This window comes from Streptomyces sp. SD31, from assembly GCF_052068475.1.
GTDB lineage: Bacteria > Actinomycetota > Actinomycetes > Streptomycetales > Streptomycetaceae > Streptomyces.
Map to the genome: position 1 here is coordinate 245,269 of NZ_JBQHCX010000010.1, position 12,854 is coordinate 258,122.

General features: G+C 70.0%; 12 protein-coding genes. 4 read left to right on the plus strand and 8 right to left on the minus strand.

Annotation, left to right across the window (positions count from 1 at the left end; translation table 11 throughout):
- Nucleotides 1–139 precede the first annotated feature (139 nt).
- Nucleotides 140–799 (minus strand): DUF4360 domain-containing protein, encoded by a 660-nt coding sequence (locus tag ACTMVF_RS23155; RefSeq protein WP_441273005.1) that lies wholly within the window; start codon nt 797–799, stop codon nt 140–142.
- 223 nt (nt 800–1,022) lie between these two features.
- Here ACTMVF_RS23155 and ACTMVF_RS23160 point away from each other — a divergent pair, with 223 nt between their 5' ends.
- Nucleotides 1,023–1,532, plus strand: coding sequence for a hypothetical protein (locus ACTMVF_RS23160; protein ID WP_441273006.1), 510 nt, complete (start codon nt 1,023–1,025; stop codon nt 1,530–1,532).
- A gap of 11 nt (nt 1,533–1,543) precedes the next feature.
- On the opposite strand, the gene ACTMVF_RS23165 is transcribed toward ACTMVF_RS23160, so the two are convergent.
- From ACTMVF_RS23165 to ACTMVF_RS23190, 6 genes are all read right to left on the minus strand, one after another.
- Nucleotides 1,544–2,458: a sulfite exporter TauE/SafE family protein gene (locus ACTMVF_RS23165; protein ID WP_441273007.1), complete on the minus strand. Its 915-nt coding sequence runs from the start codon at nt 2,456–2,458 to the stop codon at nt 1,544–1,546.
- A gap of 147 nt (nt 2,459–2,605) precedes the next feature.
- Nucleotides 2,606–4,123, minus strand: coding sequence for an arabinosylfuranosidase ArfA (gene arfA, locus ACTMVF_RS23170; protein ID WP_441273008.1), 1,518 nt, complete (start codon nt 4,121–4,123; stop codon nt 2,606–2,608).
- Nucleotides 4,124–4,189: 66 nt separating this feature from the next.
- Nucleotides 4,190–5,161, minus strand: a complete 972-nt coding sequence (locus ACTMVF_RS23175; protein ID WP_441273009.1) for an arabinan endo-1,5-alpha-L-arabinosidase — start codon at nt 5,159–5,161, stop codon at nt 4,190–4,192.
- Entirely contained in the window at nt 5,158–6,015 is an 858-nt protein-coding gene (locus ACTMVF_RS23180) for a carbohydrate ABC transporter permease (protein WP_441273010.1), read from the minus strand. Before ACTMVF_RS23180 ends, ACTMVF_RS23175 begins: the two co-directional genes overlap by 4 nt.
- The gene (locus ACTMVF_RS23185; protein ID WP_441273011.1) at nt 6,012–6,950 is read right to left on the minus strand and encodes a carbohydrate ABC transporter permease; all 939 of its coding nucleotides are present in this window, start codon (nt 6,948–6,950) and stop codon (nt 6,012–6,014) included. Before ACTMVF_RS23185 ends, ACTMVF_RS23180 begins: the two co-directional genes overlap by 4 nt.
- Nucleotides 6,947–8,296 carry an extracellular solute-binding protein gene (locus tag ACTMVF_RS23190; protein ID WP_441273012.1) on the minus strand — a complete coding sequence of 450 codons (1,350 nt, stop codon included), beginning with the start codon at nt 8,294–8,296 and terminating at the stop codon, nt 6,947–6,949. Before ACTMVF_RS23190 ends, ACTMVF_RS23185 begins: the two co-directional genes overlap by 4 nt.
- A 400-nt stretch (nt 8,297–8,696) precedes the next feature.
- On the opposite strand from ACTMVF_RS23190, the gene ACTMVF_RS23195 reads away from it, so the two are divergent.
- Genes ACTMVF_RS23195 through ACTMVF_RS23205 form a run of 3 tightly spaced genes read left to right on the plus strand, consistent with a single transcriptional unit; the run spans nt 8,697 to nt 11,964 of the window.
- Nucleotides 8,697–9,335 (plus strand): toxin-antitoxin system, toxin component family protein, encoded by a 639-nt coding sequence (locus ACTMVF_RS23195; protein ID WP_441273013.1) that lies wholly within the window; start codon nt 8,697–8,699, stop codon nt 9,333–9,335.
- A 38-nt stretch (nt 9,336–9,373) separates the two neighbouring features.
- The gene (locus ACTMVF_RS23200; RefSeq protein ID WP_441273097.1) at nt 9,374–10,561 is read left to right on the plus strand and encodes an MAB_1171c family putative transporter; all 1,188 of its coding nucleotides are present in this window, start codon (nt 9,374–9,376) and stop codon (nt 10,559–10,561) included.
- Entirely contained in the window at nt 10,558–11,964 is a 1,407-nt protein-coding gene (locus tag ACTMVF_RS23205) for an NAD(P)/FAD-dependent oxidoreductase (protein ID WP_441273014.1), read from the plus strand. The genes ACTMVF_RS23200 and ACTMVF_RS23205 overlap by 4 nt, the downstream gene beginning before the upstream one ends.
- Nucleotides 11,965–11,985: 21 nt before the next feature.
- Here the strand turns inward: ACTMVF_RS23205 and ACTMVF_RS23210 are convergent, their stop codons facing one another.
- Nucleotides 11,986–12,846 (minus strand): SMP-30/gluconolactonase/LRE family protein, encoded by an 861-nt coding sequence (locus ACTMVF_RS23210; RefSeq protein ID WP_441273015.1) that lies wholly within the window; start codon nt 12,844–12,846, stop codon nt 11,986–11,988.
- Nucleotides 12,847–12,854: the final 8 nt, after the last annotated feature.

Genomic DNA, 12,854 nt, shown 5'->3' on the forward strand with positions numbered 1-12,854 from the left:
TCACCCTCACCTCCGACGGCTCCTTCACTGGGCAGTTCGCCGTCGGCGGGATACACGGGGACGCTGACGCTGGGGGTCGAGAGCAGCTGACGTACCCCCAGCGCCAGTTCACCGGGAGTGCCCGGGGTCCGGGTCCGCTCTAGGACTCCGGGCACTCCTTCCATGCCAGGTGGTACACCGTGCTGATGTCCCCGTCCGTCGAGTCCATCGTCATGAAGCTGACCTTGTCCGGCGAGGACGTGCCGGCGTTGACCCTCAGCTCGGTGTTGATGTTGAAGTTGCGCTGGACTCCACAGGGCGCCCAGACCAGTTGGGCCCAGTCGGTGCTGTCGGTGGCCTGCCAGTTGTCGTTGAGGGGGCCACGGTAGGAGTGGTTGCGGAACTGTGTGTTCGGGGAGCCCTGGAAGTAGTACGAGGCTCTCTGGATGGCGCTCGCGCCGGGCTGCAGGGCGGCGAAGCCGCGGTAGTCGGCGCTGGCGATGGCGTAGGTGAAGCCTTGCGGGACGTGCACGACCAGGTTGAGCTGACAGTTCTTGCGGAACGCCGTGGGGTCGGAGTTGCCGCCGACCTGGGCGAGGTAGTCGCTGTAGGTGACGGTGAAGGCGGTGTTGTCCTCGGAGACGGCGACGGCGGTGGTGCCCTGGGGGCAGCCGGAGCCGTTCACCGTGGCGACCTTGATGACGATCTTGTCCGGCGGCGGGTCTTCGAACGCGGGGGCCGCCTGCGCGGGCAACGCCATGGTGAGCAGGGCGGCCAGCGCGCCTCCGCTCAGCAGGGATCTCAGGAGTCCACGTGCCATGGAGCTCTCCTCGGGGTTGGGGGGTGGCTACGCCCCCGACCCGTGCAGCCCTGTTGAAGCTTTGAAGAAACGGTGACGTTTCTGTGAAGGCCGGAGGCGTACGAATCGTAGGAGTCGCACGTGCGGTCGACAGGGGCCAACTCCAGCCATTTACAGCAGAGTTGAGTGATGCGTTCCCAGGTCATTCACAGCCGCACACCCCGGCACGCACCGGCGTGCCCCAGTGAAGCGTCGCCGTGTCCTGATCGGCGGTGGCGGTGTCACCGTGGTCGGCGGTCCGGCCGTCGCCGGGATCGCCTCGGCCCACACCCCCGCCGAAGAGAGCGGGACGTCGACCTCCGCCGCGACGGAGGCGTCCACCTCGGCCAGTACTCCGGCTTCGCCGGCGGCAACGGCCAGTGCACCATCACGTCCATCCGGCCGGGGCAACTACGTGTCGCGCGTGGTGCACGTCCATACGCGAGTGCACACGGATGTGACGCTCACCGGCGACTCGTACACAGGCGGCGAGATCATTCACACCGGGCAGCCGTTCTTCGACCCGGACGTCGACACGGAGATCCAGGCGACCTCGCCGTATTCCGAAAACACCACGCGGGAGACGCGGTTGGCGGACGACGGCATCTACGACGACGGCGGCGCGTCCTCCGGTCTGCTGACCCTGACCGCGCTCGGTGACAGCGTCTCGGACGGCTACAAGGCGACCTTGACAGTAGGCGTCAGCACCGCCTGACAGCCGATCGATCAGGCGCTGACGGGCTGCCGCTCCTCGGCGGACTCGATCCCGGCCGCCTTCCCCTCCGTCAGGTGGGCGCGGATCGAGTACGCCAGGGCGGCGGCCCACACCGCGTACAGGGCGACGTACACCGCCACGGCCGTCACCCCGGACACCGCCAGCCAGTCGCTGTTCAGCAGCGTGCGGACGTTGGTGACGAGGATGACGCCGCCCACCGCCGAGCCCAGCACCCGCGGCGGCAGGATACGCACCAGCCAGGCGGCGATCGGCGCGGCGACCAGGCCGCCGAGGAGGAAGGCGGCGACCCACACGAAGTCGATGCCCTGCGAGCCCAGCGAGAGCAGGAAACCGAGGCTCGCGGCGACCGCGACCAGGAACTCGCTGGTGTCGATCGAGCCGATGACCTTGCGCGGCTCCATCCGCCCGGAGGCGAGCAGGGCGGGAGTCCCGACCGGCCCCCAGCCCCCGCCACCCGTCGCGTCCAGGAACCCGGCGACCAGGCCGAGGGGGGTCAGGAAGCGGCGCCGCAGAGGCAGGCCCACCCGGTCCTTGGGCAGGCCGCGGAAGGTGAAGCGGGACATGACGTACACGCCGAGGCCCAGCAGGATGAGCGACATCAGCGGTGCGGCCACCTCGGTCGACAGCTTCGACAGGACGGTCGCGCCGAGGAAGGAACCGATCGCGCCGGGCACACCGATCTTCCCGACGACCTTCCAGTCGACGTTGCCGAAGCGCCAGTGCGAGGCGCCGGACATCAGCGTCGTACCGATCTCGGCGAGATGGACCGTGGCCGAGGCGGCGGCCGGGTTGGTGCCCATGGCCAGCAGCAGGGTGGTCGACGTCACGCCGTAGGCCATACCGAGGCTGCCGTCCACGAGTTGGGCCCCCAGGCCCGCGAGGGCGAGCACTATCAGCGTGCGCATGCGGCCGGTCCCGTCTTCCCTAGGTTTCCTACCGGCTTGGTAGGGATGGACGGGACCCGACCTTAGGGCATCAAACTGAGGGCGAGCCGAGAGTGTCCAAGGTGTGGACAAGTGTCCGGGGTGTGGACATCGGCTCAGGTGTGGGCATCAGCTCAGCCGGATCACGTTCCAGGAGAGCGGTTCCAGTACGGCGGTGAGGCGGCCGTCCGTCAGCGCCGTGCCCTCGACCGGGTGCGGGGCGACCCGCTCGGGGTCGTCGAGGGTGTTGCGGGCGTCCGGGTCGGCGTCCGCGAGGGCGCTGTGCTCGACGACCCGCGTCAGGTCGAGGCCGTTCAGGGCGACTTCGAGCGGGAGGACGTCGGTGCGGCTGCGGTTGACCGCGAAGACGGTGACGGTGCCGTCCTCGGCGCGCACGGCGGTGGCGTGCAGCAGGTCGGTCTCGCCGTACTTCTTCGTCTCGTACGTCGGTGAGTCCACGCGGACGTCCAGGACCTGGCCGCGGCCGTACCGGGAGGCCTGGGCGAAGGGGAAGAACGTCGTCTGCCGCCACGCCGGGCCGCCCGGCTCGGTCATGATCGGGGCGATGACGTTGACCAGCTGGGCGAGGCAGGCGACGGTGACGCGGTCGGCGTGCCGCAGCAGCGCGATGAGGAGCGAGCCGAAGACGACGGCGTCGGTGACGCTGTAGTTGTCCTCCAGCAGGCGGGGCGCCTCGGGCCAGTCGTCCTGCTCGAACTCCTTCGCGCGCGCCTCCCACTCGGGCAGGTACCAGACGTTCCACTCGTCGAAGGAGAGATTGATCTTCTTCTTCGACTTCAGCCGGGCGCCCACATGGTCGGCGGTCGCCACGACGTTGTCGATGAAGGACTCCATGTCGACGGCGGAGGCGAGGAAGGAGTCGATGTCGCCGTTCTCGGGCCAGTAGTAGGCGTGCAGCGAGATGTAGTCGACGAGGTCGTACGTCTCCTCCAGGACCGTCGCCTCCCACTCGGCGAAGGTCGGCATGGACTGGCTGGAGGAACCGCAGGCGACGAGTTCGACGCGCGGGTCCATCTGGCGCATGGCCCGGGCCGTCTCGGCGGCGACCCGGCCGTATTCCTCCGCGGTCTTGTGGCCGGTCTGCCAGGGGCCGTCCATCTCGTTGCCGAGGCACCAGAGCCTGATGCCGAAGGGGTCCTTGTCGCCGTGGGAGACGCGGAGGTCGGACAGGGCGGTGCCCTCGGTGTGGTTGGCGTACTCCTGGAGCTCCAGGGCTTCGGCGACGCCTCGGGTGCCGAGGTTGACGGCCATCATGGGCTCGGCCTGGGGGCCGACCTTGCGGAGGAAGTCGATGTACTCGGACAGGCCGAATCGGTTGGTCTCGGTGGAGTGCCAGGCCAGGTCGAGGCGGCGCGGGCGGTCCTCGGCGGGGCCGACCGAGTCCTCCCACTTGTAGCCGGAGACGAAGTTGCCGCCGGGGTAGCGGAGGGCGGTGACGCCGAGTTCGCGGACCAGGTTCAGGACGTCCTGGCGCAGGCCCTTGTCGTCGGCCGTGGGGTGGTCCGGTTCGAAGATGCCGGTGTAGACGCAGCGGCCGAGGTGTTCGACGAAGGAGCCGAAGAGGCGGGGGTTCACTTCGCCTACGGTGAAGGCGGGGTCGAGGGTGAAGCGGGCCGTCGTGCTCATGAGCGCCTTTCGGGTTCAGTCTTGTCTGCAGGTGGTTCGTGGCTGGTCGCGCAGTTCCCCGCGCCCCTAAAAGACCCTTGGCCAACCGTTTCTTGTCCAGCTCAGGGGGTTCAGGCCCAGCTTTGGTGTGCCTGAGTCCTCTGCGTCGTAGTAGTGATACGCCAGGACGTCTCTTCCCCGGTCCTTGAAGATCGACTCGCCGCCGGTGCCCACGTACTTACCGTGGCCCGCCAGCAGCAGGTCTCCCCCGCCCTCCAGCATCGGCTTGCCCGTGCTGTCGACGTACGGGCCGGTGACCGACGTCGAGCGGCCCACCCTGATCTTGTACGTCGAGTTCACGCCCGAGCAGCACTGGTCGTAGGAAGCGAACAGGTAGTAGTGGCGGCCGTGCTTGACGATGTAGGGGCCCTCCACCGCGTACGGCGCGTCCGGCCGCGTCGCCAGGTGGTGGACCGGCGCTCCCGCGACCGCCTTGCCCGTCCTCGGGTTCAGCTCGACCATGCGGATGCCGGTCCAGTACGAGCCGAACGACATCCACAGCTTTCCGTCCGCCTTGATCAGCGCGGGGTCGATGGCGTTCCACTCGTCCGTCCGCTCGGACGTGAAGACCTTGCCCTGGTCGGTCCAGGTGCCGGGGAGGCCGGACGCGGAGGTCGCCACGCCTATCGCGGAGTGGTTGGTGCCCCAGGACGAGACGGCGTAGTAGAGCCAGTACCTGCCTGCGCGGTACGAGATGTCCGGCGCCCAGGGGTCGCCCGTGTCGTTGTACTCGTACCACCAACTCGGCGGCTCGGCGAAGGCGTTGCCCGCGTCGTCCCAGTGCTTGAGGTCCTTCGAGAGGCGGGCTCCGATGATGCCGCCGGTCGAATAGGCCACGTAGCCGCCGGACTTGAGGTGAATGACCGTGGGGTCGTGGATGATCTCCTGCCCGGTGAGGGGCTGCGGATCGGGGTAACTCTGCTCAGCCTGCGCCAGGTTGGGGAGCAAGGCCAGGAGGACCGCCGCCACCACGGCCGTCACCGCTCTGTGCACTCTCACTGTCCCGCCAATCCCGTGTGGGCGACGCCCGCCACGATCTGCCGCTGGAAGAAGACGAAGACGACGATCAGCGGCAGGCCCGCCATGAGGCCGCCGGCCATGAGCTGGGCCCACTGGATGCCGTAGGAGTTCATGACGGTCGCGATGCCGTTCGGCATGGTCATCAGGTCGGGGTTGTTGGTCACCATGTAGGGCCACAGGAAGTTGTTCCAGGAGGCGATGAAGGTGAAGATGCCGACCGCGGCGAGGGAGGGGCGGGCCAGCGGGACGACGATGGTGAAGAAGACCCGCCAGCGCCCGGCGCCGTCGATGAAGGCCGCCTCCTCCAGTTCGCGCGGGATGCCCTGGAAGAACTTGTAGAGGATGTAGACCATCGCGGCGGGCGCGCACTGCGGCAGGATCATGCCCCAGTAGGTGTCGACCATCCCCATCTGCTGGACCGTGGTGAACAGGGGGACGCCGAGGACCGCCGGGGAGATCATCAGGCCCGACATGACGATGCCCATGAGCACGCTCTTGCCGCGGAACTCGGTGCGGGCGAAGCCGTATCCGGCGAGTGCGCTGACCGTCAGCACGACGGAGGTGACGCAGACCGACACCACCAGGGAGTTGACGAACCAGTTGGTGACGTTGCCGGTCTCCCACAGCGACGTCCACGCCTGGGTCGTCCAGACCTTCGGCAGCCAGTGCGGCGGGATCGAGGCCGCCTCCGCCTCGGACTTGAACGAGGTGAGCAGGGCCGCGGCGATCGGCGCCACGAAGACGGCGGAGACGGCGACGCCGATCAGCGTGAGGATGATCTGGCTGGGCGTCCAGGGCTTTCGGGACTTGACCCGTATCTGAGTGGCGCTCATCGGCCGCCCTCCTCACGGTTGCGCAGCAGCCACATCCGCGTCAGGGCGACGACTGCGATGATCACGAAGAAGATGATGGACATCGCGGAGGCGTAGCCCACGCGGTAGCTGGTGAAGCCCTGTTCGAGGGTGTACTGGACGAAGGAGCGGGTGCTGAGCTCCGGTCCCGGTGAGAAGTCCATCATCACGACGGCCTGGTCGAAGAGCTGGAGTGAGGCGAGGATCTGGAGCGCGATCACCAGGCCGGTGATGTGGCGCAGCATCGGCAGCGTGATGTGGACCATGCGGTGCCAGGCGTTCGCGCCGTCGAGTTTCGCGGCCTCGTACAGGTGGTCGGGGATGCCCTGGAGGGCGGCGAGGTAGAGCAGGAAGCTGAAGCCGACCGTCCACCACAGAGTCTCGATGACGATGGCGGGCATCGCGTACGACTTGTCGGTCAGCCACGGCGTGTCGAGCCCGAAGGTCTCGTTGATCAGGCCGATGCCCTGGGTGAACAGCCACTGGAACATGTTGGCGGCGACCGTCGACGGCAGCAGGAACGGCACGAAGAAGCACAGCCGCCACAGCCACTTACCGCGCTCGATGTGGTGGGCGAGCATCGCGAGCAGGAAGGCGAGGACCGTGATGCACGGGACGACCAGCAGCGTGAAGTAGGCGCTGTGTCCGAGCGCGTCCCACATCGCCGAGTCGTTCAGGGCCTCGCGGTAGTTGTCGAGGCCGACGAAGCTCGCACCCTCGCCGGAGATGTTGGCGTCCGTGAAGCTGAGGTAGACGCCGCGCAGCAGCGGCCAGATGACGAACAGTACGAAGAGCAGCAGGAAGGGGGCGACGAACCAGCCTCCGTGCTGGAAGCCCTGCTTGCGGCGGAGGGTCGCGGTGGCGGTCGCGGTCCTGGCGCGTGCCGGTGCGACGACGGTCTGAGCGCTGGTCGTCATGCGACCGCACCTCCCTGCGCGGCGGTCCTGCCGTCCATCGGGTTCTTCGAGGCGAGGAGCTTGGTGAGCCGGCTCTTCATGCGGTTCGCCACGGCGGCCGGTTGGGCGGAGCCCATGGTCGAGGAGACGACGACCGGGCCGAGGTCCTGGGCGAGGACGCCGGTGGAGCCCGCGAACCACACCTTCGGCTCGGTGGCCTGGTGGTCCATGGCGCTCACGTACTCGTTCTGCGGGGTGAGCTTCTGGTACGCGTCCGTGGAGAGCGTCGGCGTGTAGGCGGGGATGTGGCCGCCGGCCGCCCACTGCAGGGCGTGCTTGACGACGTACGCGGCGAGTTGGTGCGCCCCCTCGTTGGCGGCGCCGCCGCGGTCCGACTGGTGGGGCAGGACGAAGGCGTGCGACTCGGCGTGGGTGGCCTGCTTGCCGAAGACGGGCGGCAGCGGGGTCGCGCCGTAGTCCAGCTCGGCACCGGAGAAGACCGGCACGGACCAGTTGCCCTCCCAGGTGAAGGGGGCGCCGTTGACGAACTGTTCGCCGGTGGGGGCGCCGGGGATGACGTACCCGTCGGTGACGTGCTTGCGGAGGAACTCCAGGACCTGGGTGGCCTTGTCGGTGTCGAAGAGGACCTCGGTGTTGGCCTCGTTGAACCACTGGCCGCCGAGCTGGGTGTAGAAGGCGACGAAGAACCACCACTGGAAGTTCTGGTCGTTGGTCCACAGGCCGATCGTCTGGAGGCCCTTCTTCTGGGCGGCCTTGGCCTTCTTCAGGACGTCGAACCACTCGTCGGTGGAGGTGACCGGGATCATCCGGCCGTCGTCGCCGAGCAGGTCGGCCTTCTTCAGTACGTCCTTGCGGTAGAAGCAGAGCTGGACGTGGACGTCGAGCGGGAGGGCGTAGAGCTTGCCGTCGATGACGCCGCGCTGCCACAGCTTGGGGTTGAAGTCCTGTTCCCGTATGCCGTACTTGGCGAGCAGGTCGACGTCCCACGGGTCGAGGAGGCGGCCCGGCGAGAAGCCGGTGACACGGCCCATGTGCATGACGCCGAGGTCGGGTGCGCGGTTGCCGGCGGCCGCCATGGCGAGCTTGGTGTAGAAGGGGTTGCCCCACTGGAGGGTGGAGTCCTTGACGTCGATACCGGGGTTCGCCTTACGGAAAGCGTCCAGCATCGCGATCATGTTGGCGCCGTCGCCGCCGCTGAAGAGGTTCCAGTAACGCACGCGGGTGTCCGCGCTGGAGGCGAGCGCGTCGGCCCCGGTCCCGAGCGCCGCGAAGCCGAAGCTGCCGGCCACCGCCAAGCCGCCTGCCGCGGCGAGGAGTTGCCTGCGATTCAGGTCAGGTCGTCCCATTCCCCGCCCTAACTGTTCGAGATACCGGATCACGCCCGTAACTTCGAACGGGACCGTAAGCTGCAAGCGCTTTCTAGTCAATGGGTCGTGCACGAATTCGAAGCCGCGTCCGAGCGCAGAGCGCCCCGCACGAAGCCGCCTACGGTCCGGCAACACCTCTAAGGGGCGCGGGCCGTATCGATATGCGGCTCCGCCGCGTGGGCGCGACCGGCCACAACGCACCCGCAGACGACCGACGACCAGCCACAACGCACCCGCAGACGACCGACGCCCCATCCCGGCCCCACCCGCGGAGCGCATGGTTCCCGGTTGAACAACGGTCGCCGGATCGCATGACGCGGACACTTCGGGTCGCATAGGCTCGAACGGCCCGCCGAGCGGCGGGGGAACAGGGGATGCGATGGACATCGCGGGCGCGCGCAAGAGGGCGGCCCGAGTCGCCTCGGCGCTACGACTGCGGCGCTCTCCCGCCGCCTCCGGCATGCGCGACCTGGCCTCCGATCTGAGCGCCGCCGTGCGGTCCAGACCCCATCCCCCGGCCGACGTACGCGAGTTGTGCCACACGCTGTGCGCGGAGATGAGCACGCGGCGCGGCGGGCGGCCCGTCGAGCTGCGCTTCGAGCGGTTCCCCGACGAGATCGAAGTGACCGGACTGTGGGTGGAGTTCCAGGACTTCGACCTGGTCATCGTCGAGGAGCGGGCCGAGGCGATGCAGCAACTGGTCATCCTCGGCCATGAGCTGTGGCACCTGCACGCCGGTCACGGCCACGACCACACGGCCGGTACGGCGGCCGCGCACGCTCTCGCCGAGCGGCCCGGGTGGCAGGACATCGCCCTCGCCGTGGCCGCCCGCGACGGCTCCCGGCAGCGGGACGAGGCCGAGGCCGACGACTTCGGGCACCGACTGGCCGCCGCCTTCCGGCCGTTGCTGTCGGGGCGGGAGTCGGACGCGCCGCTCGGACCCGTGCAGCGTTCGCTCGGCTATCGCGGGAACGGGAGGACGGCGGGTTACCGCGAGAGCGGGAGGACGGCGCGGTGACCGGGCTCGCGGCGGACCCGTCCGACCTGCTCAGCGACATGTCCATCTCGTTCTGGATCCCGACCGTCGTCCTGACGGCCGCCCTGGCGATCAAGCTGCCCACCATCATCCGGCTCTGGCGGGACCCGCTGCTGCGCGCCGTCGGCGGCCTGCTGCTGTTCGCGTGCGCCGTGTTCGTCTTCGCCGCCCCGCGCACCATCGCCTGGACCAACCGCGTCACCGGCGTACCGAACATCTCGGCGCCCTGGGTGTACTCGCTGCTCACCGCACTGTGCGCGTCCTGGCTGCTGCTGATCATCGCCTGGCGCAACGGCCTGGCCAACCGCTCGGCCGCGACGCGCCGCGCGACCCGCTGGGTCGTCTCCGTCTACGCCGGTGTGGTCATCGCCCTGTGGGTGCTCTTCGCCCTCGCGGACGCCCCCGTGGAACGGCTGCGGGACCTGGACACGTACTACGCCACCACGCCCTTCATGCGCGAGCAGATCCTGCTCTACCTGCTCGCGCACACCGTGGCCTGCGCGATCACGGCCCGGCTGATCTGGGACTGGATCCGCACCGACGGGCTCGACGCCTGGCTGCGCTGGGGCCTGAGGTTCCTGGGCGTCGGCTACGCGACGAACCTGCTCTTCGACGCGTCCAAGCTCACCGCCGTGGTCGCCCGGTGGACGGGCCACGACCTGGACTGGCTGAGCACCTATCTGGCGCCGTCGGCCGCCTGCGTCTCCGCCTCCCTGGTCGCGGTGGGCTTCATCATCCCGCACGCGGGCCAGTACCTGCACGAGCGCTGGCGCCTGTGGCAGCGCCACCGGCAACTGCGTCCCCTCTCCGCGCTGATGCGGTCCGTCACCGGCGCACGCGAACCGGTCACCCTGCGCGGCACCGCGGAGCTGCGGCTGATCCGCCGCGAGACGTTCATCCGCGACGGGCTCCTGCAGGTGTCCCGGTACCTCGACGAGGACCTGCGCGGGCGGTCGTACGACGCGGCCCTCGCCCTCGGCTCGGAGCCCGCCCGCGCGGCGGCCCTCGCCGCGGCCGTGACGATCCTGGACGCCGTCGACACCCGGCAGCGGTCCCCGCAGGCCGACGTCGACGCCTCCCCGTCCGGCCCGGACACCGCGTATCTGCTGCGGGAGATCCAGGCCGTGTCCCGAGCCCTGCGTCATCCCGACGACATCGAGGCGGTACGCGCCCGAGCGGCCGCCCCGGCAGAGAGTGCCCCCGCATGAACGAACGCCCCGCCCCAGACGTCAGAACCGCCGTCGTCCTGGGGGGATCCCACACCGGCATGCTCGCGGCCGGCGCGCTCGCCGGGTTCGTCGACCGTGTGGTCGTCGTCGACCGGGACGCCCTGCCCGGTGGCCCCGAGCCCCGCAAGGGGCTGCCGCAGGCACGGCACGCGCACATGCTGTGGTCGGGCGGGGTGCGGGCCATGGAGGAGCTGCTGCCGGGAATCACCGAGACGCTCCGCGGTGCCGGGGCGCAGCGGCTGCCGGTCACCACGGACGTGGTCGCCCTGTCGGCGCGGGGCTGGTTCCGGCGCTGGCCCGAGTCGCATCACGTGATCCTGGCCGGCCGGGACCTGCTGGACGCGACGATCCGCGCGCGTGTCCTCGCCGACGAGCGGATCGAACTGGTCGAGCGGGCGGAGGCGGTCGGACTGGCCGGCACGGACGCCGCCGTGACGGGCGTGCGCATCCGGACCCACGACGGCGCCGAACGCACCCTCGACGCATGCCTGGTCGTGGACGCCACCGGCCGTGGCTCCGGGACGTCCCGGTGGCTCACCGCCCTCGGCCTCCCCGCGCCCGAGCGGCGTGAGGTCGACTCCGGCCTGGTGTACGCCAGTCGGCTCTACCTCGCCCCCGAGCACGCCCGGGACGGCTTCCCGGTCGTCAACGTGCAGCCCGACCCCGGGGACGGCGGGCCGGGCCGGGCGGGATTCCTGCTGCCGATCGAGAACGGCCGGTGGATCGTCACTCTGTCCGGCACCCGGGGCGGCGAACCCACCGCGGCGGCCGAGGACTTCGTCCGGTTCGCCCGCGACGAGCTGCGGCACCCCCTGATCGGCGAGCTGCTCGGGAACGCCGAGCCGCTGTCCGACGTGTCGGTCACCCGAACCACCGTCAACCGCCGCTTCTTCTACGAGCGGATGCCGGTGTGGCCGGAGAACTTCGTCGTCCTCGGCGACGCGCTCGCCGCGTTCAACCCGGTCTACGGGCATGGTCTGGCGGTGGCCGCCCAAAGCGCCCTGATCCTGCGGGATATGACACGGCGTCATGGATCGGCGGCGCCGGGCCTGGCGCGCCGTGTCCAGAAGGCGGTGGCCCGGCCCGTCGGCGCCGCCTGGGACCTGGCCATCGGGCAGGACGTGTTCTACCCGGGCGCGACCGAGAACGGGCCCACGCTCAGGGAACGGCTCGTGGCCGCGTACGTCGACCGGCTGATGCACACCGCCACCGGGAACGGGCGGATCGCGCGGCGCGTGACGGATGTGACATCGCTGGAGCGCGGCGCCCAGGTGCTGCTGACCCCGGCCGTGCTGCTGGCCGCCGCGGTCGGCCCGCTCAAGCCGGCGTTGAGCGGGCCGCCGCTCACGGCGGAGGAGCGGAAGGCGGCGGGGCTGCGGTAGGTGGGCGCGGCGGGCTGGGGCTCAGCCCTGGAACGCGGGTTGCGCCAGCCCCTTCCCCGCCCCCGGCACGACGAACACCGACCCCGCCAGCGGAGGCGGTGACGCCAGTCCGACGCGGGCCGTCGTGATGTACAGGTCGGTCAGTTCGGGCCCGGCGAAGGCGCACGCCGTCACCCGGGGCACCGGAAGCGGGATCACCCGGTCCAGCTCACCGTCCGGCGTGTAGCGGCGTACGGCCGAGCCCTCCCACAGGGCCACCCACACACACCCCTCGGCGTCGACGGTCAGCCCGTCGGGGAACCCGGCGCCGTCCTCGATCTCGACGAACGGCCGCCGATTGACGACGGTCCCGTCCTCATGGTCGAAGACGTCGACGCGCCGGGTCGGCGAGTCGATGTAGTACATGAGGCTGCCGTCCGGGCTCCAGCCGGTGCCGTTGCTCACGGCCACGTCGTCGAGGACCACCTCGACCGAACCGTCACCGGTGACCCGGGACAGGGTGCCGCCGCCCGGTGCCTCGTCGTAGCGCATGGTGCCCGCCCACAGGGAGCCGTCGGGGGCGACGGCGGCGTCGTTGGCACGGCGGCCGGGGACGGGCTCGTGGTGCAGCCAGCGGAAGGTGTCGTCCGGGTCCAGCAGTCCCACGCCGTCCCGGAGATTGAGGACCAGGCCGCCGCCGGCGCGCGGCTTGACGGCGCCGATGTGCTGCGGGGTGGTACGGACCGAGCGCCGCCCGGAGACGGGGTCGTAGGTGTGGATCCGGGACCCCAGGATGTCGATCCAGATCAGCCGCCCGCTGCCCGGATCCCAGGTCGGCCCCTCACCGAGCTCGGCCTCCGCCTGAATGGCGACCTCGTACGCGGTGCCACCACGCTTGGCCATGCCCCGCT